The following is a 21,523-nucleotide window of genomic DNA, read 5'->3' on the forward strand; positions in this document are numbered from 1 at the left end:
GTCAGTCCTTCAGGTCCAGGACGCGGGACACGCCGCCGGCCCGCCCGGGGCGGCCGTCCCCGGCCCCGAGCTGCGCGTCGTCGGCGATCCGCCCGTCGAAGAAGCTGATGACGCGGTCGGCGGCGCTGGCCATCCGCGCGTCGTGCGTGACCATCATGATCGTCTGGCCGCGCTGGTGGAACCGGGACAGCAGCCGCAGCACCTCGCGGGTGCCCTTGCTGTCGAGGCTCCCGGCCGGTTCGTCGGCGAGGAGCAGCGCGGGGTGGTTGACCAGTGCCCGGGCGAGGGCGACCCGCTGCTGTTCACCGCCCGACAGCTCGCCGGGCATCGCACGCTCGCGGCCCTCCAGGCCGAGTTCGGCGAGGAGCTCGGCGCGGGATGCGCGGGCGGCCTTGGGGGAGGTGCCGGCGAGCAGGGCGGGCAGTTCGACGTTGTCGGCGACGGTGAGGTTGGAGACCAGGTTGAAGAACTGGAAGACGATGCCGATGCTGCGGCGTCTGAGCACGGCCCAGCGGGCCTCGCGGTACTCGTCGACCCGCTCCCCGCCGATCCACAGCTTCCCGGCGTCCGGCCGCTGGAGGCCGCCGATCAGGTGCAGCAGCGTGGACTTCCCGGCTCCGGAAGGTCCGGTGACCGCGACGAACTCGCCCGGCCGGACGGTCAGGTCCACCCCGCGCACCGCGTGGACCGGCGCACCCTCGCCGTGGTGCGTCTTCGCCAGGCCCTCGGCGCGGACTATGGGCACGTCAGGAGCGGCGGTGGCGGCGGCGCTCATTCCAGCTCCTCCTGGCAGCGTTCCAGCCAGTCGAGGTCGGCCTGCAGGTGCAGCATGGCGCCCTCGATCAGCAGTTGGGAAATCTTGTTGTCGCGGTCCTCGGCTGCGGCCAGCTTCGACAGGTCCCGCATGGTGTTCAGGTACTGCCGCCGCTGCTTGTTGATCAGCGCGACCGGGTCGGCCATCCCCGACTGCGGTGCGAGAGCGAGCTTCATGAAGAACTCGTCCCGTACCCGGGGCTCCTCGGCGGTGTCCTCGAACCAGGCCTGCACGGCCTCGCGCCCGGCGTCGGTCAGCCGGTACGTACGCTTGTTGGGACGGCCCGCCTGCTCGACGTCCTCGCCTTCGATCAGACCGCTCTTCTCGAGGCGCCCGAGGGTGACGTAGACCTGGCCGACGTTCGGCTGAGGGTACGCGGCGCCCAGGAGCTTCTCAAGGTCCTGTTTCAGCTCGTAACCATGGGCAGGGCCACGCGTGAGGAGTGCCAGGAGCGGCAGACGCACTCGCTCCCCCCTCCTTCTCGCTCCGTAGTCAACCGTTCACCGGGCAACGGGCCGGTCGGCACCGCCGCCCACCCCGTCTGCCTGGGCATCTAGTATCGCGCATGCCTAACAGGTATATATAGGCCGCAATGTTCGGCAGCGCAGCCGGATCGTGCACCGGGAGGAACCTATGCGGTGGATGCGTGCCGCGGGTAGAGCTCTCCTGGTCGCGGCGGTGGTGGTCGCGGGGTACGCCGGCTTCGGCGTCCGCGCCGACGCGGGAGCGTCCGGGGCCCGCGGCCCCCTGACGCTCGCGACGGCGGGCGACCTGACCGACTACCTGTCGCCCCTGCTCGACGACTGGAACAAGGGCCATCCCGGCGAGCGCGTGACGCTCGTCGAACTGCCCGACTCGGCCGACGAGACCCGGGCCCAGATGATCAGCGAACTGCGCTCGGGCGGCAACCGCTTCGACGTGCTGAACATCGACGTGGCCTGGACCTCCGAGTTCGCCGCGGCCGGATGGATCTCCCCGCTGGAGCGCAGCCGCTTCCCGCTGGAGTCGTTCCTGCGGCCGGTGGTCGACACCGCGACCTTCGACGGCCGGCTGTATGCGGTCCCGTACGTCACGAACGCGGGACTGCTCTACTACCGCAAGGACATCCTGGACCGGGAAGGCGAGCAGCCGCCGCGGACCTGGGCCGAACTGGCCCGCCAGGCCCGCACGATCGCCCCGAGGCACGGCCTGGACGGCTACGCCGGCCAGTTCCTGCCCTACGAGGGGCTCACCGTCAACGTCGCCGAGGCCGTCCACTCGGCGGGCGGATCGATCCTGCGGGACGACGGCGCACGCGTGGCCGTGGACTCCGACGCGGCGCGCGCCGGACTGCGGTTCCTCGCGGACGGCGCGCGGGACGGCTGGATCCCCCGCGAGGCGCTCGGCTGGAAGGAAGAGGAGTCCCGGCAGGCGTTCCAGGACGGCCGGCTGCTGTTCCTGCGCAACTGGCCCTACGTGTACTCGAACGCGAGCGCCGAAGGCTCGAAGGTCGCGGGCAGGTTCGGGGCCGTGCCGCTGCCCGGACCCGACGGGCCCGGCAGCAGCGTGCTCGGCGGCTCCAACCTCGCCGTCAGCAGCCATGCCCGGCATCCGGCGACGGCAGCCGATCTGATCTCCTACCTCACCAGTGAACCGGTCCAGCGGAAGGTCCTCACCCGGGGTTCGCTGCCGCCAGTGCGTGCCGCACTCTACGAGGATCCCGAGCTGATCCGCGCCTACCCGTACCTCCCCACGCTCCGGCAGAGCGTGCTGTCGGCGGTGCCGCGGCCCAAGAGCCCGCGCTACGACCAGGTGAGCATCGCCGTGCAGGCGGTGGCGCAGGACCTGATGGCGCTGCGCCAGTCACCCGAGCAGGCCGTGGCGCGGCTCGCGCGCGAGCTCGAGGCCCTCTCCCGCAAGGGCTGATCGCACTCCTTCTTCACCTCCCCGAAGGGCATCTACTTACATGTTAAGTAGATGCCCTTCGTCGTGCTACGTGGATGCTTCGGTACAAACCACCCCAACTTCTGGCTACTTCTGGACACATCGTTGACACCTTTCGGTCGCCGCTACTTAACATGCATGCATAACAGCGCACCTGATCAGGGCGCTCTCGCATTCAGCAGACAGGTCGACGCGAGATGCTCCGCACCCTTCCGGCCGACACCGGCCTCCCCTCCCGCAGCGCAAAGGCGAGCGACGCCTGGTGGCGCGACGCGGTGATCTACCAGGTCTACGTCCGCAGCTTCCTCGACAGCACCGGGGACGGCATCGGCGACCTGGCCGGCGTACGGGCCGGGCTGCCCTACCTCCGCAAGCTCGGTGTCGACGGCATCTGGCTCAGCCCCTTCTACCCGTCGCCGCAGCACGACCACGGCTACGACGTCGCCGACTACTGCGGCGTCGACCCCGTCTACGGCGACCTCGCCGAGTTCGACCGGCTGGTCGCCGACGCCCGCCGGCTCGGCCTCAAGCTGCTGCTCGACATCGTCCCCAACCACTGCTCCAGCGAGCACCCGTGGTTCCGCGACGCCCTCGCCGCGGGGCCCGGCAGCGCCGCCCGCTCCCGCTTCCACTTCGCTCCCGGCCGCGGCCCGGACGGTGCGGAACCCCCCAACAACTGGCGGGCCATGTTCGGCGGCCCCGCCTGGAGCCGGGTCACCGAGCCCGACGGCACACCCGGGGAGTGGTACCTGCACCTGTTCACGCCCCAGCAGCCCGACCTGAACTGGCGCGACCCGGCCGTGGGCGACGCGTTCGAGCAGGTCCTGCGCTTCTGGCTGGACCGCGGTGTCGACGGCTTCCGCATCGATGTCGCCGCCGGCCTGTTCAAGCACCCCGAGCTGCCCGACTCGGACGACCCGGGAGCCGACGAGCGGGCCCGCGACGCCGTCAACCAGCTGGCCTGGAACCAGCCCGAGGTCCACGGCGTGTGGCGCCGCTGGCGCGCCGTGTGCGAGGAGTACACCGCCCGCGACGGACACGAGCGGCTGCTGGTCGGCGAGGTGTCCGTGCCGACCGCCCGCGAGCACGCCGAGTACGTCCGCCCCGACGAACTGCACCAGGCGTTCTTCTTCGACCTGCTCAGCGCACCCTGGGACGCCGACGCCTTCCGCCGGACGATCACCGAGGCGATACGCGACATCGCCGGCACCGGCTCCACCGTCACCTGGGTACTCAACAACCACGACCAGGTCCGCACCGTCACCCGCTACGCCGGCGAGCCCGGCGTGGAAGGCAGCGGACTGGGCGCGGCCCGCGCCCGGGCCGCCGCCCTGCTGATGCTCGCCCTCCCCGGCGCCGCCTACGTCTACCAGGGCGAGGAGCTCGGCCTCCCCGAGGTCCTCGACCTGCCCGACGAGGTCCTCACCGACCCGATCTTCCACCGCACCGGCAGCCGCAAGCACATCCGGGACGGCTGCCGCGTCCCCCTGCCCTGGTCCGGACACGCCTCCCCGTTCGGCTTCAGCCAGGCCGCGGCCGACATCAAGCCGTGGCTGCCGCAGCCCGCATGGTTCGCCGAGCACACCACCGACCGCGCCCTCGCCGACACCCGCTCCTTCTGGCACCTCTACCGCGACGGCCTCCAGCTGCGGCGCAGCCTCCCGCAGCTCGGCGACGGCACCCTGCGCTGGCTGGAGACGCCCCCGCAGGTGCTGGCGGTCGTCCGGGGAGACGGCCTGGTCTGCGCGGTCAACTTCGGCACGGAGCCGGTGCCCGCCCCGGTCGCAGGGACGCCGCTCCTCGCCAGCGGCCCGTGCCCCGACGGCGTGCTCCCCGCCGCCACCGCCGCCTGGTGGACGGGAGAGTTCCCGGCCCCGTAAGCCCCGCAACCACCACCCGCCCCCGCAGGGATCACCCGCCCCCGCAGGCATCACCCGCCCCCGCCCCCACGCCTCACCCGCCCCTTCGAAAAAGGAGCCCATCATGCGACGACCCAGCACGACGCCCCGACGCATCGCGGCCACCACCTCGGCGGCCCTCGCCCTCGCCCTCGGCGCCACCGCCTGCGGCGGCACCACCACCGGACCCGCCTCCGGCGGCGAGCTGAGCGGCCAGACCGTGACCGTGGCCGGCGTCTGGACCGGCAGCGAGCAGAAGAACTTCAAGAAGGTCCTGGACGCCTTCACCGCGAAGACCGGCGCCAAGACGGTCTTCGTCCCCTCCGGCGACAACGTCTCCACCTTCGTCGGCAGCAAGATCGAGGGCGGCAACGCCCCCGACGTGGTGATGGTCCCCCAGGTGGGCGTCCTGAAGCAGTTCGCGAAGGAGGGCTGGCTCCAGCCCCTGTCCGACGAGACCGTCAAGACCGCCGACTCCTCCCTCGCCCCCGTGTGGAAGAACTACGGCACCGTCGACGGCACGTACTACGGCCTCTACTTCAAGGCCGCCCACAAGTCCACCGTCTGGTACGCCCCCGACGCCTTCACCCAGGCCGGCGCCGGCGAGCCGAAGAGCTACGCCGACCTGCTGAAGACCGGCCGCTCGCTCGCCGACTCCGGCCGCCCGGCCTTCGCCATAGCCGGCGAGGACGGCTGGACCCTCACCGACTGGTTCGAGAACATCTACCTCTCCCAGGCCGGTCCGGAGAAGTACGACCAGCTCGCCCAGCACAAGATCAAGTGGACCGACGACAGCGTCGTCAAGGCCCTCACCACCCTCGGTGAACTGTTCAAGGACAAGCAGCTCGTCGCCGGCGGCGCCCAGACGGCCCTCCAGACCGACTTCCCCTCCTCCGTCGAGCAGGTCTTCGGCCCCGAACCCAAGGCGGGCATGGTCTACGAGGGCGACTTCGTCGGCGGTGTCGCCAAGGACCAGTTCGGCAAGAAGCTCGGCACGGACGCCAAGTTCTTCCCGTTCCCCGCCGTCGACGGCGGCAAGGCGCCGGTCGTCAGCGGCGGCGACGCCGCCGTCGTCCTCAAGCAGGGCAAGAACGGCAAGGCCGGCATGAAGCTGGTCGAGTTCCTCGCCTCCCCCGAGGCGGCCGAGGTCTGGGCCGGCGCCGGCGGCTTCCTGTCCCCGAACAACAAGGTCGCCCTCTCCGCGTACGGCGACGACACCACCCGCAGCACCGCCCAGTCCCTCGTCGCGGCCGGCGACTCCGTCCGCTTCGACATGTCGGACCAGGCCCCGGCAGCCTTCGGCGGCACCAAGGGCGCGGGCGAGTGGAAGCTCCTCCAGGACTTCCTGCGCGAACCCTCCGACCCGCAGGGCACCGCCGCGAAGCTCGAGGCCGAGGCCGCCAAGGCCTACGGGAACTGAGGCGGCCCCCATGCCTGACACCCTCACCGCCCGCGCCGCGGCCGACCCGCGGCGCCGGGCCCGGAGGAGGCAGCGCCGCCTCGCCGTCCTCTTCGTCCTGCCGGCCCTGCTGCTGCTCGGCGCACTGGTCGTCTACCCGGTGGTCTTCTCCTTCGTCCGCAGCCTCTTCGACGCCAGCGGCGACCGGTTCGTCGGAGCCGGGAACTACGCGGCGATCGTTCAGGACCCGGCCACCCTCAAGGCGATCCGCAACAGCACCATCTGGGTCGTCGTCGCCCCGACCCTGCTGACCGGACTCGGCCTGGTGCTCGCCGTGCTCACCGAGAAGGTGCGCTGGGCGACCGCCTTCAAGCTGGTGCTCTTCCTGCCGATGGCCGTGTCCTTCCTGGCCGCGGGCATCATCTTCCGCCTCGCCTACGAACAGGACCCCGACCGGGGCGTGCTCAACGCGGTCGCCGTCGGCATCCACGACACCTTCCAGGACGCCGCCGCCTACCCGACCGCCCGACCCCGCGAGGGCCACGGCCTGACGGGCGGCGCGGGCGGCCCGTACAGCACCGAGAAGGCCGTGCGCCCCGGCGACCCGGTCGGCCTCGGCTTCGTCGGAGTGGCACCCGACGCGGTACCGGCCGGGGCCAGGGCCGCGGCCGCGCCGCCGGCACCCGGCGCGGACACCATCGCGGGCGTCGTCTACCTGGACTTCGCCCCCGGCGGCGCCGGAACTCCCGGCAAGGTCGACCCGGGCGAGAAGGGCCTGCCCGGCATGACCGTCGAGGCCGTACGCGACGGCCGGGTGGCCGCGACCGCCACCGCCGGCGCGGACGGGTCGTTCCGCTTCACCGGACTGCCCGCCGGGGAGTACACCGTCCGGCTGCCCGCGGCCAACTTCGCCGCCCCCTACCAGGGCGTGAACTGGCTGGGCCCGGCCCTGGTGACGCCGGCCATCATCGGCGCCTACCTGTGGGTGTGGACCGGCTTCGCGATGGTGCTGATCGGCGCCGGGCTCGCGACCATCCCGCGCGACGCGCTGGAGGCCGCCCGGATGGACGGCGCCACCGAGGGCCAGATATTCCGCAAGATCACCGTGCCGCTCCTCGCACCGGTCCTCACCGTCGTCTTCGTCACCCTGGTGATCAACGTGATGAAGGTATTCGACCTCGTCTACATCATCGCGCCCGGACCGGTCCAGGAAGAGGCGAACGTACTGGCCACCCGCATGTGGCTGGTCTCCTTCGGCGGCGGCAACGACCAGGGCCTCGGCAGCGCGCTCAGCATCGTGCTCCTGCTGCTGGTCGTCCCCGCGATGGTCTTCAACATCCGGCGGTTCCGAAGGAGTGGAACATGAGCAGCCAGGGCACCATCGAACGCCGACCGCCCGGGCGGGCGACGGCGCTGCGGCCCGCCCCCGTCCCGTCCCCACCCGGGCCGCGCCGCGGGAACCGGCTGTCCCGCCTGCTGAGCAGCTCGGCCGTGCAGGCCCTGCTGATCCTGGTCGCCCTCGTGTGGATCACCCCGCTGGCCGGCCTGCTGCTGTCCTCGATGCGCTCCGAGCAGGACAACGCCTCCGGCGGCTGGTGGACCGCCCTCACCGATCCGTCCCAGCTGTCCCTGGACAACTACAGCGCGCTGCTGGAGGACTCCGGCATCGCGGCGGCCTTCGGCAACACCGTCCTGATCTCGGTGCCCACCACCGTCCTGGTGGTCGGCATCGCGGCCCTCGCCGGATACGCCTTCGCCTGGCTGGAGTTCCCCGGCCGGGACGGCATCTTCCTGGTGGTCGTCGGACTGCTGGTCGTCCCCGTGCAGATCGGCCTGCTGCCCGTGGCCAAACTCTTCGGCGCGGTCGGGCTGTTCGGCACGATCCCGGGCGTCGTCCTCTTCCACGTCGCCTACGGGCTGCCGTTCGCGGTCTTCCTGCTCCGCAACTACTTCGCCGAGATTCCGCGCGAGATGCTGGAAGCGGCCCGGATGGACGGCGGCACCGAGTGGCGGATCTTCTCCCGGCTCGTGCTGCCGCTCGGCCGGCCGGCCATCGCGAGCCTGGCCATCTTCCAGTTCCTCTGGGTCTGGAACGACATGCTCGTGGCGCTGCTCTTCGCGGACAGCGGGTCCCAGCCGCTCACGGTCGCGCTCCAGTCCCAGATCAGGCAGTTCGGCAGCAACATCGGCATCCTCGCGCCGGGCGCGTTCCTGTCCCTGGTGGTTCCGCTCGTCGTCTTCTTCGCCTTCCAGCGGCACTTCGTCCAGGGCGTGATGGCAGGATCGGTGAAATAGCGCCGCCCGTGAAACAGCGCCGCGCGTCCCGTGCCCCACGGCGGCCTCCTCCTCCCGCAGCCCGGAGGAGGAGGCCGCCTTCAGGCCGCGGGGGCCTCGCCGATCGGGCGGATCACCACCGGGTACTCGGGGGAGCCCGCCGGCACCGGGCACTGGGTGATCCGGGCCGCGATCTCGGTGACGCGGTCGAGGCCGGAGCACTCCAGCAGCCAGTAGCCGGCGGTGAGGACGTCGGAGTCGGCGTACGGGTGGTCGGTGACCACCGGCTCGCGGCCGGGGGAGCCGGTGACGAACCGGGCGTCGGCAGGTGCGGTGAACCCCTGCCCGTCCAGGAGTTCCCCGGAGGCGGTGAGTTCCGCGTTGAGCTCGTTCATGAAGGCGACCATGGCCGTGATCTCGTCACGGCTCCACGGGGGAGCGGGCGAGGCCTTCCCCTCCATCGCGTCGTAGTCCGCCTGGCTCGCCTGGACCGTCACGAAGTACTTCATCCCCCCAGCCAACCAGCACCCGGTCCGGCGGGCCGGCTCCCGGACGGGCCGGGTCCGCACATTCCCCCGGGTGGCCCTCGTCGGTGAGCGGGACCTCGACCGACCGTGCGTCGCGGGCCGACGCCGCCCCGGGTCGCGGGAGGCGAAGACACCGATGCGGTACCCCGGATCGGAGCCCGCATTGCCCCACAGGACCGGGCCGTCGGGCAGCGGCACCGACATGACTGTCCCTCAGCCCTCGGGATGCGGGGGCTCCACGTCCTTGGAGAGGGGGACCGGTCCGGTGTTGTCGACGTGCCGGGCCGAGACCCAGACGGGCCTGTCCCGCAGCAGGTACCAGATGCTGTTGCCGTCGATGTCCTGGGCGTGGACCTTGCTCATGAGGCCGATCTCCGTCCCGTGCACGAGGGTTCCGGTGATGGCGGAATCGGTGCTCGGGTACCTGCGCAGGTTGACGCCGTTGGGGCTGACGACCGTACCGAAGGGCGGCTGCGGGCTGGGCATCTCTTCCTCCAGGGCATGACTGATGGCTGTGATCGCTGCGTCCCGGCATCCGGGCGCGCTGACCGCAGACTAGGCCGTCGGACCGCGGAAGGGCCGGAACCGGGCGGGGTGCGCGTTCACGCTCGTGATGCGCGATGTCACGGTGCGTGTCACTGTGGGGGAGGGGGAATCCGCACGTCACGAGGAGTCGCCGTCATGGCCGGTATGCAGAACAAGCGCCAGAAGCCGGGCAAGGGCCGCGAGGAGCAGCAGCGCATGCACCGCAGCGGCCAGGATCCCACCCAGTCGGGCTCCGGCCAGGAAGGCGGCCGGGGCAAGAGCCCCGAGGAGCTCAGGCTCCGTCAGGACGAGGTGAGACGCCGGCGGGACGAGGACGAGATGCGCGACGACGAGAGCTGAGCGCGGCCGCGCCGTCACGCCCACGCACGCAGGACCCGGCCGGGGTACGCCGTCGCCCCACCTCGGCCGGGTCCTGTCATGTGCTCAGGCGAAGTGGGGCACGCTCACGGGCCAGCGGGCGCCGGCGATCCAGCGCTGGACGGCCGCGTTGGCCGTGTCGTCGAGTGCGGCCAGGGCTTCGATGGCGTGCAGGTCTCCGGCGAGCGGCGGGATGCCGGCCGCGGTCAGCGCCGCGTGCAGTTCGAGGCGCCGACGGTGGACCGCGTTGCCCCGGCCGACAGGCCGCTCCTGCCGGTCCGGGTCGCGGGCCGGGACCGGGACCGGGGGGAGCGTGGTTCGGGCGGCGGCGTTCTCGTGGTCCTCGAAGTCCCGTGCCCCGGGGAACCGGTAGGGATCGAGTGCGTCCTGCGGTGTCGGCGCAGGGGAAGAAGCGCGCCACGTGTTCATGCAAGAACCTCCTGAGTTTTTTCGCTGGGGGCGGTGGATCAATGCTGCTGGTCCTGAAGCGCACGGGCGCCGGCGGCGATCACCTCGGCGAGCTGGTTGGCGAGGGCCACACCGCACCCGCCGAGCCGGACGAATCCCCGGCAGCCCACGGGCCCGTCGTTGGCGAGAGAAGGAAGGACCAGACCGGCGAGCGCGAGAGCGGACTGAAGGTTGGCCACGGCGTCCTGGCCGGCCTGGTAGGCGGTGTCCTGGAGCTGCCTGTACCGGACCCGCTCGGCGTAGGAGGGCTCGTGCATCATTTCTGCTGTCCTCTCTTCAGGAAGCGCAGGGGGAGGGGAGGTAGGGGGAGCGCATCGCGCGTGCGTTCGGGCGCGGGGCAGCGCTGAAAGACCGCCGTGCCGAGATTGCGTACAGCCCGTGACCTGTTGGTTTCGACTGTCGTTCCTGAGGTGCAAACGATCATTCCGGTAGGGCTCTGGGAAGGACCGCGTTCTCCATGCAGTTAGCGGCTGTCGCCTCTTCGCCCGCGTCTTCGTCCCCGACGCCGTTCGCGGCAGCGCGGCGGACGCTGGGTGCGGCAGTCCGGGACGGGGCCGTCATGCCCCGTAGTGGAACGTGGGGCCGGAGGAGGACATCCGGTTCCGGTGGCGCGGCACGGGGTTGCGGGGCGGCCGCGTGAGCGTGATCTGGCGTACGAGTTGCTGGAAGCAGGCGAGCGCCGCGATGGCCGGAAGGGTGGCCGCGGCCTGGGCTGCCAGCGTCCTGGGTGCCTGGGCCACGCACAGGAACGTGGCAAGTGTGGAGAACAACAGGACGATGGACCATGAGTGGAGGGCGCGGCGCTGGTGCAGGGCGGCCCTCAGGATGGACAGGGAGGCGACCATCCAGGGTCCGTAGATCAGCAGCGGCCACCAGCTGACCACATCGTGACCGGTACTCGGCGTGGCGCTGTGCCGGAGGGCATCACAGATGGCGAGGCCGCTGAACACGCTCACCACGGCGGCGATGACGGCGACCAGCACGGCGGTGAAGAGGCTGCCCGTTCGCAGCAGGGCCCCGACCGGCGACTTCGATGCGGCATGGCGGTGCCCGCCGGAGGACTGCGCCTGCGGCAGCCCGACGACGCTCGGCGGCCCGGCGACCATGTTCGTCGATCCGACCATGTTCGTCGATCCGACCGTGTCGGTCGTTTCGTCGAAGCCGGCGTGGTCGAAGGGCTCCGCCTGCCTGGGGGCCATGGAGTCCTGCAGCAGGTAGGCGAGCTCCTCCGTCGGATCCCACGGGCTGTTCACGTGGCCGAGCACGAGGGGTGGCTGCCCTGTCACGGGGGGCTGCTCGACGTCCGGACCCGTCCAGAACACGCGGGCATCCGGCTGGGGGCGCGAGCCGCTCATGTCGTGGTGACCGTATGTCTCAAACACGGGAGACCATCCCTGCGTGTTCGCCGGCGCGCGTGCCGGATGCGGCGGCCAGTGGTGTCGAGCGCCGGTTGAACTCGCTGTGGATCGTGCTCATCTCGTGCAGGAAATCCTCGAAGATCGCGGACGTGTAATTCAGCTCGATCTTCCGCCCCTCGTGCTCCAGGGTCGCGTTCAGGACCGGTCCCAAGCCCGTCGACCCCGGTGTGAAGGTCCAACTCCCCATCCGGGTGGCCGCGTGAAGGGGCGGGCGGCCCTGGAAGCTTGCTGAGCGGTTCGCTGTCGTCATAGTCCAACCAACGCTCCCGGCACCGGACTGGGAATGCGCCAAGCAGGTGATGATGACGCGGTGACCGGGCGTTGACCCGTTCTCGAATGGCCGAACGGTCGCCCCGAACCGGTCCGCTCCGTGGCGGCCGCAGCCCGGACACGGTGCATCGCCGCAGCTCAACCACGGTTCGGCGGGCCCGCGGGGTTCACCGTGGTCCGGGTTTGCCGTGCACCGGGAGCGCGGCGGGCGGACGGCGCACGCGCGGCGGGAGTCCGGCCGAGTGCTCCAGGTGGCTGCAATGAGGTGACAAGGCGCAACCCCGCATATGCCCCTGCGTTATGTCGAGGTGTTGCCGAGGGCTCGGGCTGCGGGCCCCTGTTGATCGAATCACCGTCGGAAAGGACCGCCGTGCCAGACGTCTTCCTGAGGATCATGCTGATCTGTGCAGTGCTGGCTGTCTTCGGGGCCGCGTGGAGGTCATCCGGGGTGGGCGGGCTGTGCCACAGGGACGCCCTCGAACTCAGGCGCCAGCAACGTTTCCGGCACGTCCTGTCCCTGAACACGCATGCCGCCTGGTTCTCTCCCCAGGAAGCGGCAGCCACGGCGACGGTGGCGGCCGAGCCCGTGCCCGTGCCGGAACTCACCCGGCGTGCGCCGTGCGCGGCGTGCGGGGCCTCGTCCGGTGTCGTCGGGTGGGGCGAGCCGTAGCGGCGCGATGCCCACGGTCACGGGATCCGGCGGAACCGGCCCGTGACACGCGTCCGCCCCGGTGACACACCCAACGACCCGCCAGTGCCCGGGACACGGCCTTGCCGCGGCTGAACAGGTGATCGTATGAGCGATCGTCGTGGGCGCCGAGCCGTAGTTCAGCCGCCTGCTCGTTCGGCGTTGTCCGTGCCGGGATCCTGCGGCCGGTTGAGGATGCGGCGGAGCCAGCGGGTGCGGGCGTCGCGGGCGTCCCGGCTGAGGGCGGCCCGGGGGGCGAGCGTGTCGAAGCCGTGGAAGGCTCCGGGCCACACGTGGAGTTCGGCCTGGCCGCCGGCCTGCCAGAGCGCGTTGGCGTAGGCCACGTCCTCGTCCCTGAAGGTCTCGGCCGATCCGACCTCGATGTACGCGGGCGGCAGGCGGGACAGGTCCGTTGCCCGGGCGGGCGCCGCGTAGGGCGGCAGGTCCGCCGCGCCGTACCGGTCGCCCAGCAGCGCCTGCCACGCGGTTGCGTTGGAGGTCCGGTCCCAGGTGTCCGTGCCGGCCATCTGGCGGCTGGAGAAGGTGTCGTTGCGGTCGTCGAGCATCGGGCACAGCAGCAGCTGCCCGATCGGGGCCGGCCCGCCGCGGTCCCGGGTGAGCAGGGCCAGTGCCGCGGCGAGGCCGCCGCCGGCGCTCTTGCCCCCGATGACGATGCGGTCCGCGTCGATGCACAGGTCAGCCGCGTGCTCGGCCACCCAGGTGAGCCCGGCGTAGCAGTCCTCCAGCGGTTCGGGATACTGCGCCTGCGGTGCCAGCCGGTACTCGACGGAGATGACGGCCAACTCCAGCGTGAGCACCCATTCGCGGAGCAGCTGCCGGAGCACGGACCACGCATTGCCGGTGATCATGCCGCCGCCGTGCATGTAGTACAGCAGCGGCAGCGGCCGGGTGATCCCTGCCGGCCGTGCGCTCACGAGCGTGACGTCCGGCCCGCCCGGGGCTCCCGGTACGCGCAGCTCCTCCACCTCGAAGCGGCCGTCGGCCCGGAGGTCCCGGGCCGTCGGCCTGGGCCGGGCCGCGGCATCCCGCTCTTGCCGTGCCGCGAGGTTCTCCGGGGTGAAGGGCTCCCTCGTCCCGGCGCCCAAAGCCGCGAGTGCGGCGCCCAGTTCGGGGTCGAAGGGGGGTGTGCCCGGGGCAGTGGCGTCCATGGGCGGTAGTCAACCACCCGGCCCCGCAGTCCCGGGGCGGAGGGTGGATCAGGTGATTCGTCGATGAGGTTGCCGTTGATGATCAGTGGTGTGGGGACGGGGTCCAGGACGGCCCGGGGCCCCGGGCTGGGGAACAGGGTGGCGCGGCACGGTACGGGTCGCCTGCCACCGGGGGCGGGACCGCCCGAGCTGTGCGCCCGGCGGAACCGAGCCATCATGGCGGAGAGGAGGACCCGGCGGGCCCGCTCGCGGGCGCCCCGCACGGAAGCGAAGGCACATGCCGGTCGGGAGGCGACGCGTGCACCTGGACGAGTCCCAGCGGGCCTGGGCCGTGATCATCGCCGTTGTCACCGTCATCCTTGCGGATCTCACGGCGATCATCCTGATGAACACCGTCGGCCACTGAGCCGGCGCGCGCCCCGCCGGGCGAGATGCCCCGAATCGGTGTTCGGATTCACCTGTGTCCGGAAGACGCCCCTCACCCGAAACGCATACTTGTGGGGCATACCCCGGCTGTGACTACATGGGCGCTCTGCGTATCGGCCGTAGGCGGATCGGGAGGGGTTTGCGCATGGCGCTTGAGCGTGAGGACATTCTCGAACGGGCCCTGGATTTCAGCGAGGAAAGCGCATCAGGGCCAGGCCGGTTCAAGGACACGATCGAGTTCCTCCGCCGCCGCTATGCGACCTACACCCCGCAACAGGCCGGCGACCGACGCTTCTTCATGATCGATGTGGTGCTTTCCAGTGGCCGGTCGGTCCAGTTCTACTTCCTGAAGAGGAATCTCTACGGGCGGGGCTACACCATCGACCGCGGCACGAACTACATGGCGGCCTGGGACAAGGACGAAGCCAAGAAGAACGACCGGGACAAGAACGCGCTCATCCCCACCGGCCTGACCCACATGGGAAAGCACTTCATACCGGCCGAGTACGATTCCACGGCGGACCAGGACTGGCTTTGCGGCGACACGCTGGACTCCAAGCTCGGCCAATTGCACAGCCACCTCACCGCGGTATCCGCGGGAAAGCCCGCCGACCTGAAGAAGGCCAGGAACGCGCTGTACGTGGTCGCCAGGATGACGGCGGAAATGGCCCGGTTCGGGCTGTTCGCCGCCGAACTATTCGGCAATTGGGAGGCGGGGATCGGCCAGGACCACACGGTCACCGCCAAACTCGACTACGGGTCCGGGCAGAAGAAGGACTACACGACCCCGGAATTCAAGGCCGTCGTCCTCGAGTGGAAGGCCGTGACCCAGACGGCGACGGGCACGGGCACCCCCCTCCGGCTCGGCGGCACGGCCATGGCGAAGGTGGAGGCCGAGGCGATCCTCGCCGACGGCGCCCGCTGGCGGGCGGGCTGACCCCGACCCGCACCCCGCCCCCCCACCCGCACCCCGCCCCCACCCGGACCCTGGCCGCCGGCCCCGGTTCCTGAGCGGACCCTTCGCCCGGCGCGTGATCCTTCCCGGCCCCGTCGGCCGGAACATCCTGGTGACAGAGCGGAGACCGGTATGACCACGTCCCGTCCCGACGAACTGGCCGCGGTGGACCTGGAGGCACTGCGGAACCACCTCCTGAGCCTGGGGTCCCCTCCGACCCTCACCACCGGCGACGCACAACTCCCCGATTCCTTACGGGACATGCTGGCAGCCTTTCCCGACGGCCGGATCCAGGGCACGGCCGGATCCGGAACCCCCGAGGTGGACCCCGGCGGCACCCGGCTCACCCTCCCCCTCACCTGCGCGGCCCAGCAGTGGCCGGCGAACACCGCCATGACCGTCGAGGTGACCGAGGTGACGGTCGCCGTGACCGCCGACGGCGACACCACCCTCCTGCTCGGCGCGGCCTTCGCCAAGAACAACGTGTCGGCCGCGCTGACCGCCGACGGTCCCGGCCGGATCACCGCGGCCGTACGACCCGAGCAGCCCGGCGCCTTCGCCGGCGCGCTGGAGGAGCTCGCCCGCGCCTTCGCCGGCGACACCGTGTGGGAGAGCGCGGCGCAGGGCCTGGCGGACTTCGGCTTCGCCCCCGAGAACGTCGCCGGGTTCGACTACCGCCTCACCGCGCAGGCTGCCGGGGCAGCCTACGAAGCCACCTCGATGGCGGTCGTCGCGGGCCTGACGCTCCCCGCCCCCAGCGGCCCCGGCCCGGTACTCGACGTCGCCCTGTGGTTCCCCGAGCTCCGGATCACCGGCGGGCTTCGGGACGGCGCATCCGTCGACGCCCGCGCCCTGCTGACGTCCTTCGGCCTGCCGGTGGACGACGTCCCCGGCGGGCTCGGGACCGCCGCCCTCGGCTTCGCCGCCGACCTCGGCGACGCCTACGCCGTCCGGCTGGGCCTCACCGGCGACTGGCAGCTCGGCCCCGTCACCCTGACCGGCCTGTCCCTGAAGCTCTCGTACAGCAGCGCCGAGAAGGTCGTCGCCCGGTTCGGCGGCACGGCCGAGATCGGCGAGGGCATCACCGTCGACCTGACTGCCGCGCAGCGGGCCGGCGGCCGGGGCTGGACCTTCCACGGCGGCGTCACGTCCGGCGACGCGTTCGGCATGCCGCAGGTCATCTCGGCGCTCGGCCTCACCGACGTCCCCGGGGTCGTCGCGAGCCTCGGCCTCACCGGGATCTGGCTCTCCCACACCACCGGCAGCCCGAGGACCGAGTTCCGCTGCACCGGAGAGTTCACGATCACCGAGGACGTCACCGCGGGCCTGGCCGTGGCGATCACCCGGGACTCCACCGGAGTGCAGTACGGAGGGACCCTCGCCATCGGGGGCCTCGCCTTCGACGTCCTCCTGGACACCGCGGGCGCCGGCACCGACGTGATCGTCGCCACCTTCCGGGACACCGGCGGCGAGGCCCTGCGGATCTCGCTGCACGAGTGGATCGGCACGCTCTTCCCGGACGCCGCGCCCGCCGTCCCCGCCGATCTCACCCTCGCGCTGTCCGAGGCCAAGTTCGTCCGGGTCAAACCCCCGGGCGCCCCCGCCCGCTTCTGCCTCGGGGTGGGCCTCGCCGCCCGGCTCGACCTGTCCACCCTGCCGCTGGTCGGCGAGTTCCTGCCCGCGGCAGGCGAGCTGGGCATCGAGAACCTGCACGTCCTCTACAGCTCCGGCGACTTCGACGCGAAGACGACAGCCGCGGTCAACGCCCTCCTCGCCACCGCCGGGGCCGACCCGCTGCCCGCCGCCGGCCTCCGGCCGGGGCCCGCCGCCCGCGCCGACCTGCGCCTGGGCCCGGCCACCCTGGAGCTGTCCGCCGGCCTGGCCGCCCCGACGCCACCGCCCGGCCGCGCGCTCACCGCCACAGGCGGCACCGGCAGCACGCCCGGCACGGGCAGCGCCGCGCTCCCCGCGGTCTCCACCGCCCCGCCCGCCGACCGGGGCGGCCTCTGGGTGGACGTCGGCCGCGCCTTCGGGCCCGTACAGATCCAGCGCATCGGGCTCGGCTACGACCAGGGCATGCTGTGGTTCATGTTCGACGGCTCCCTCGGCGCCGCCGGACTGGACATCGCCGTACAGGGCCTGGGGCTCGGCTTCGACCTCGACGCCGACTCCCTGCTGCCGGCACCCCGCCTCGACGGACTGCTCGTGTCCTTCGAGCGGCCCCCGCTGCGGCTCGGCGGCGGACTGATCACCCGCCGGCAGCCCGGCTACGACCTGATGGTGCAGGGGCAGCTCGCGATCGAGATGCCGACGTTCGGCGTCACCGCGGTCGGCGCCTACCAGCGGCGGACCGGCGGCGAGCCGTCGATGTTCGTCTTCGGCCGGGCCACCGCCGCGTTCGGCGGCCCGCCCCCGTTCCGGGTGACGGGCGTGGCGCTGGGCTTCGGCTACAACAGCTCCGTACGCGTGCCCCGCCAGGAGGAGGTCAGCGCCTTCCCCTTCGTCGCCGGACTCGACGGCGGCCTGCCCGACGACCCCATGCAGGCCCTCGCCCGGCTCACCGACGGACCCCGGCCCTGGGTGACGGACCGCGAGGGGCAGGTATGGCTGGCCGGCGGACTGGACTTCACCTCGTTCGAGTTCCTGCGCGCCCGTGTGCTGCTCCTCCTGGAAGCCGGCCACGACTTGACCGTCGCCCTCCTCGGCCACGCCGTCGCCGACTTCCCCAAGAACGGCAAGGCGTACGCCCGCATCGGCGTCGACCTGCGCGTGGTCTTCCAGTCGGCGCGCGGCGAACTCGCCGCCTCCGCCCAGCTCGTGGACTCGTACGTCATCGACCCGGCCTGCGTCCTCACCGGCGGCTTCGCCTTCTCCTCCTGGTTCGGACCCAGCCCCCACGCCGGTGACTTCGTCCTCACCGTCGGCGGCTACCACCCCGACTACCAGGTCCCGACCCACTTCCCGGCCGTCCCGCGCCTCGGCTTCACCTGGTCGGTCGGCTCGGCGGTGTCCATCACCGGCGGCGCCTACTTCGCGCTGACCCCCAACGCCGTCATGGCCGGCGGCATGCTCGACGTCCGCTACAGCGCGGGCATCGTCGAGGCGTGGCTGACGGCCCGGGCCGACATCCTCGTCCAGTGGGCTCCGCTGCACTTCCGGGCCGGGATCTCGGTCCGCGTCGGCGCCCGGGTGAAACTGCTGTTCACGGTGAGCGGCGAACTGGGCGCCTCGCTCGACCTGTGGGGCCCGCCCACCGGCGGCACCGTCACCGCGAAGTTCGCCTTCATCACCGTGACCGTCCGGTTCGGCGCTTCCCTGACGGGACCGGCCACCATGGACTGGACCGAGTTCCGCACCCAGCTCCTGCCGCCCGCGAACCCCCTCACCGCCCAGCCCCTCACCGGCCTGCTCACCGACGCCGACGCCGACCCCGAACTGCGGGCCGCACGCGTCGAAGCCGGCACCGAACCCTGGCTCGCGGACCCCTCCGGCTTCTCCTTCGCCGTCTCCACCGCGGTGCCCACCGCGCGGGCGCAGTTCAACGAACGCGCGGAGACCGGGGACGGGACCGTCGACATCCGGCCCATGGGCAAGAAGGACATCGACGGCCTGCTGCACGTCACCGTCGAATTCAGCGACACCCGGCGAGGCCGGGCCGCGGCCTGGCGCGCCGTACCCCGCGAGGAGCTCTGGCAGGCCGACGCCCAGTACGGGAACGTGCCGTTCGCCCTCTGGGGCGACCCGGACGTCGCCCAGGACAAGACCCTCGGCCAGGACCCCCTGCTCCGCCACATCACCGGGCTGCGCATTACCGTGCCCGGCCCGAAGACCGTCGGCCAGGACCTCGGGCCCATCGCCGAACGCGACATCGCCGAGGAGAAGCTCCGCCCCGACGCCTGGCTTCCCCTCGACCCCCGCGCCGTGCCCGGCGGCTCCCCGGTCCACACGGCCGAACCGGCCGGCGCGGGGGTCGGCCTCCTCGCCGGCGAACTCGCCACGCTCTGCGCCGGCACCGCCCGCACCCGCATGCACGCCGCCCTCGCCGACCTGCTCCCCGGCAGCCCGCTCCCCAACGACACCGTGAGCGTCCTCGCGGAGCAGGCCCGCACCCTCGGCCTCGACGCCGACCCGCTGCTGCTCACCGAGGACCCCGCGCCGCCGCACCCCGACCCCGTCCTCCTCGTCCTCGACGACACCACCGGGCAAATCCTCACCGTCGACCCGGTCACCACCGCCGTCATCGGCCGCGTCCCGGCCGGCGGGCCCGGCCCGTACCTGGCCACCACCTCCGCGGACGGCGCCGTCCTGTACGCCATCGGGCCCGACGGCGGCCGGATCGACGTCATCGACACCGTCGCCCAGCAGGCGGGTCCGCCGCGCACCGGCATCACCCTCGGCGGCCGGCCCACCGTCCTCGCCGTCCGGCGCGACGGCGACCGCGCGGTGGTCGCCTGCCCGGCGCCCCGGGCGGCCGCGTCCGTCGACCTCACCGGAGACACGCCGCCGGTGCACACGGTCGTCGGCCACGAGGTCGTACGGAACTTCGGCGGTATCGCCGTCGACGTCGAGGCGGGCCGCCTGTACGCCAACGCCAACGACGCCAGCAAGACCGCCACCTTCGACACCTCGACGGGCACCCTCCTGGGCCAGGTCTGGGGGCCCGCCACACCCGCCTTCGTCACCCCGGGAGAGCCGGGCCGGGTCTACGTCCACGGCGCCGCCGCGGGCAGCAACGGCCAGGTGCGGGTGATGCCGGTGCCGACCCCCGGAGCCTCGTACACGCCGTACGAGTTCACCGCCCCCGGCACCGCCCTGGCCATGCTGACCACCTCGGCCCGGCGGGCCGTCGTCCTGCGGAGCAGGACCGGCGGCACAGGCCACGTCGTCACTCTGTACGAGCAGCCGCACTCCGCCCCGCCCGCCACCACCCTGGAGTCGGACGTCCCCGTCGGCGCCGACCCGCTCGCCCTCGCCCTGGACCCCCGGGACCGGGCCTGGGTACGGCACGCGGCCGCCGTGTCCGTCGTGGCCGGCGGGCGGCTGCTCGGCGAGATCCCGCTCGGCGCCGCCCCGCTGTCCCTCACCTTCACCCCCGACGCCGGCCGGGCGTTCGTCGCCTGCGACGACGCGACCGTCGCCGTCGTCGACATCGGCGCCGACGGGCGCCCCGCCCTGGCCGAACGCTGGCAGCTGCCGCCCGGCACGCGCGCCTCCGCAGCCCTGTTCACCACGTTCTCCGCCGCCGCGTCCCACGCGACCACGCCCCGCGCCACACCGTCCCACGCCGCCGCCTCGGAAGGGCCCGTACGATGACGGACCAGCTCGACACCCCCGTGCCGCTCACCGACCCGGGCTTCGTCCTGCACTTCCGGGACAACCGCGAACCCGCCATCGACGCCGGGCTGTACCGCGTCCGCGCCACCCAGACCCTGCCGGACACGGACACCGGCACCGACACCGACACCGACGGCTACCTCGCGCCCGTCGAGGAGACCTTCGAGGTCCGCGCCCCGCAGTTCGCGCTCGCCGCCGACCAGGTGCACGCCGTCAACCCGGCCCCCGGCGGCCACTCCGACTACTCCACCACCCTCGCGCACATCACCCTGGCCAACCCGCTGCTGCCGTGGATGCGGCGCCCGGACGAACCCGGCCGCGCCGGTGCCGCCCCGGCCGAACCCTGGCTCGCCCTGCTGGTCTTCGCCGAGGGCGAGCTCCCCGGCGACCCGCGGTCCGACGGCCTGACCGTCCCCATGACCGCCGAGGAGCTGCTCACCGACGCCGACGGCGTACGCCACCCCCGGATCGCCCCCGCGCAGATCGAGGGCGACCCCACCGCCGTGTGCCGGACCGTCGACATCCCCGGCGACATCTTCGCCGCGGTCGCGCCCCGCACCGACGAACTCCGGCACCTCATGCACGTCCGCGACGTCACCACCGACACCGGCCTGCGCGGCGAACAGCTCACCGCGGGCGCGTACGCCGTCGTCGTCTCCTCCCGGCTGCCGGACCGGGCCGCCGCGCGGCGGTACGCCGCCCACCTCGTCGCCCTCGAGGGCTGCCGGTCGATCCTCGCCGACGCCGACGCGGGCAGGCTCACCCACGAGGTCACCGTCCGGCTGGCCGCACTGCACAGCTGGTCCTTCACCAGCGACCCGGCCCCCGGAGGCGGATTCGCCGGCCGGGTGCGCCACTTCCTCTTCGACGGCACCGGCGAACGACGCGACCTGCTGCTGCACGTACCCCCACCTCCGGAACCGGCCCCGGAACCGGGGGGGGGGGGGGGGGGGGGGGGGGGGGGGGGGGGGGGGGGGGGGGGGGGGGGGGGGGGGGGGGGGGGGGGGGGGGGGGTCGCGGGGCGGCTCCTTGGACGGGGTGCCGTGTTAGCCGCATC

General features: G+C 72.5%; 17 protein-coding genes and 1 pseudogene. 9 read left to right on the forward strand and 9 right to left on the reverse strand.

The features are described from left to right. Position 1: 1 nt before the first annotated feature. Positions 2-775, reverse strand: a complete 774-nt coding sequence (locus AC068A_RS30330) for an ABC transporter ATP-binding protein (protein WP_478589461.1) — start codon at positions 773-775, stop codon at positions 2-4. Further along, positions 772-1,278 carry a PadR family transcriptional regulator gene (locus AC068A_RS30335; protein WP_478589462.1) on the reverse strand — a complete coding sequence of 169 codons (507 nt, stop codon included), beginning with the start codon at positions 1,276-1,278 and terminating at the stop codon, positions 772-774. Before AC068A_RS30335 ends, AC068A_RS30330 begins: the two co-directional genes overlap by 4 nt. A gap of 169 nt (positions 1,279-1,447) precedes the next feature. Here AC068A_RS30335 and AC068A_RS30340 point away from each other — a divergent pair, with 169 nt between their 5' ends. The 5 genes from AC068A_RS30340 to AC068A_RS30360 all read left to right on the forward strand — a co-directional run bounded on the left by AC068A_RS30340 (position 1,448) and on the right by AC068A_RS30360 (position 8,329). Then, positions 1,448-2,719: an ABC transporter substrate-binding protein gene (locus AC068A_RS30340; RefSeq protein ID WP_478589463.1), complete on the forward strand. Its 1,272-nt coding sequence runs from the start codon at positions 1,448-1,450 to the stop codon at positions 2,717-2,719. A gap of 215 nt (positions 2,720-2,934) precedes the next feature. Further along, positions 2,935-4,617 carry a glycoside hydrolase family 13 protein gene (locus AC068A_RS30345; RefSeq protein ID WP_478589464.1) on the forward strand — a complete coding sequence of 561 codons (1,683 nt, stop codon included), beginning with the start codon at positions 2,935-2,937 and terminating at the stop codon, positions 4,615-4,617. A gap of 100 nt (positions 4,618-4,717) precedes the next feature. Continuing rightward, complete coding sequence (locus AC068A_RS30350) at positions 4,718-6,055, forward strand: ABC transporter substrate-binding protein (RefSeq protein ID WP_478589478.1); 1,338 nt, start codon at positions 4,718-4,720, stop codon at positions 6,053-6,055. 10 nt (positions 6,056-6,065) lie between these two features. Continuing rightward, positions 6,066-7,400 carry an ABC transporter permease gene (locus tag AC068A_RS30355; protein WP_478589465.1) on the forward strand — a complete coding sequence of 445 codons (1,335 nt, stop codon included), beginning with the start codon at positions 6,066-6,068 and terminating at the stop codon, positions 7,398-7,400. After that, complete coding sequence (locus AC068A_RS30360) at positions 7,397-8,329, forward strand: carbohydrate ABC transporter permease (RefSeq protein ID WP_478589466.1); 933 nt, start codon at positions 7,397-7,399, stop codon at positions 8,327-8,329. The genes AC068A_RS30355 and AC068A_RS30360 overlap by 4 nt, the downstream gene beginning before the upstream one ends. Before the next feature lie 80 nt (positions 8,330-8,409). Here AC068A_RS30360 and AC068A_RS30365 read toward each other — a convergent pair whose 3' ends face one another. Both AC068A_RS30365 and AC068A_RS30370 read right to left on the reverse strand, forming a co-directional pair. Next, positions 8,410-8,817 carry a YciI family protein gene (locus AC068A_RS30365; protein ID WP_478589467.1) on the reverse strand — a complete coding sequence of 136 codons (408 nt, stop codon included), beginning with the start codon at positions 8,815-8,817 and terminating at the stop codon, positions 8,410-8,412. Between the two features lie 231 nt (positions 8,818-9,048). Further along, positions 9,049-9,321 carry an SH3 domain-containing protein gene (locus tag AC068A_RS30370; RefSeq protein WP_478589468.1) on the reverse strand — a complete coding sequence of 91 codons (273 nt, stop codon included), beginning with the start codon at positions 9,319-9,321 and terminating at the stop codon, positions 9,049-9,051. Between the two features lie 195 nt (positions 9,322-9,516). Here AC068A_RS30370 and AC068A_RS30375 point away from each other — a divergent pair, with 195 nt between their 5' ends. Continuing rightward, the gene (locus tag AC068A_RS30375) at positions 9,517-9,720 is read left to right on the forward strand and encodes a hypothetical protein (RefSeq protein WP_478589469.1); all 204 of its coding nucleotides are present in this window, start codon (positions 9,517-9,519) and stop codon (positions 9,718-9,720) included. Between the two features lie 84 nt (positions 9,721-9,804). On the opposite strand, the gene AC068A_RS30380 is transcribed toward AC068A_RS30375, so the two are convergent. The 5 genes from AC068A_RS30380 to AC068A_RS30400 form a co-directional block, all read right to left on the reverse strand. Beyond that, positions 9,805-10,167: a hypothetical protein gene (locus tag AC068A_RS30380; RefSeq protein WP_478589470.1), complete on the reverse strand. Its 363-nt coding sequence runs from the start codon at positions 10,165-10,167 to the stop codon at positions 9,805-9,807. 38 nt (positions 10,168-10,205) lie between these two features. Further along, on the reverse strand, positions 10,206-10,466 hold the full coding sequence (locus AC068A_RS30385; RefSeq protein ID WP_478589471.1) for a hypothetical protein: 261 nt from the start codon (positions 10,464-10,466) through the stop codon (positions 10,206-10,208). A gap of 297 nt (positions 10,467-10,763) precedes the next feature. Then, the gene (locus AC068A_RS30390; RefSeq protein WP_478589472.1) at positions 10,764-11,588 is read right to left on the reverse strand and encodes a hypothetical protein; all 825 of its coding nucleotides are present in this window, start codon (positions 11,586-11,588) and stop codon (positions 10,764-10,766) included. After that, positions 11,581-11,874: a hypothetical protein gene (locus tag AC068A_RS30395; protein ID WP_478589473.1), complete on the reverse strand. Its 294-nt coding sequence runs from the start codon at positions 11,872-11,874 to the stop codon at positions 11,581-11,583. The genes AC068A_RS30390 and AC068A_RS30395 overlap by 8 nt, the downstream gene beginning before the upstream one ends. An 848-nt stretch (positions 11,875-12,722) precedes the next feature. Beyond that, on the reverse strand, positions 12,723-13,751 hold the full coding sequence (locus tag AC068A_RS30400) for an alpha/beta hydrolase (protein ID WP_478589474.1): 1,029 nt from the start codon (positions 13,749-13,751) through the stop codon (positions 12,723-12,725). Between the two features lie 565 nt (positions 13,752-14,316). Here AC068A_RS30400 and AC068A_RS30405 point away from each other — a divergent pair. The 3 genes and pseudogenes from AC068A_RS30405 to AC068A_RS30415 form a co-directional block, all read left to right on the forward strand. Next, complete coding sequence (locus AC068A_RS30405; RefSeq protein WP_478589475.1) at positions 14,317-15,114, forward strand: hypothetical protein; 798 nt, start codon at positions 14,317-14,319, stop codon at positions 15,112-15,114. 150 nt (positions 15,115-15,264) lie between these two features. After that, complete coding sequence (locus tag AC068A_RS30410) at positions 15,265-20,445, forward strand: DUF6603 domain-containing protein (protein ID WP_478589476.1); 5,181 nt, start codon at positions 15,265-15,267, stop codon at positions 20,443-20,445. After that, positions 20,442-21,523: pseudogene (locus tag AC068A_RS30415) on the forward strand (hypothetical protein); the annotation flags it as partial. The gene AC068A_RS30410 and the pseudogene AC068A_RS30415, both read left to right, overlap by 4 nt.

The organism is Streptomyces sp. NPDC043854, assembly GCF_056436005.1.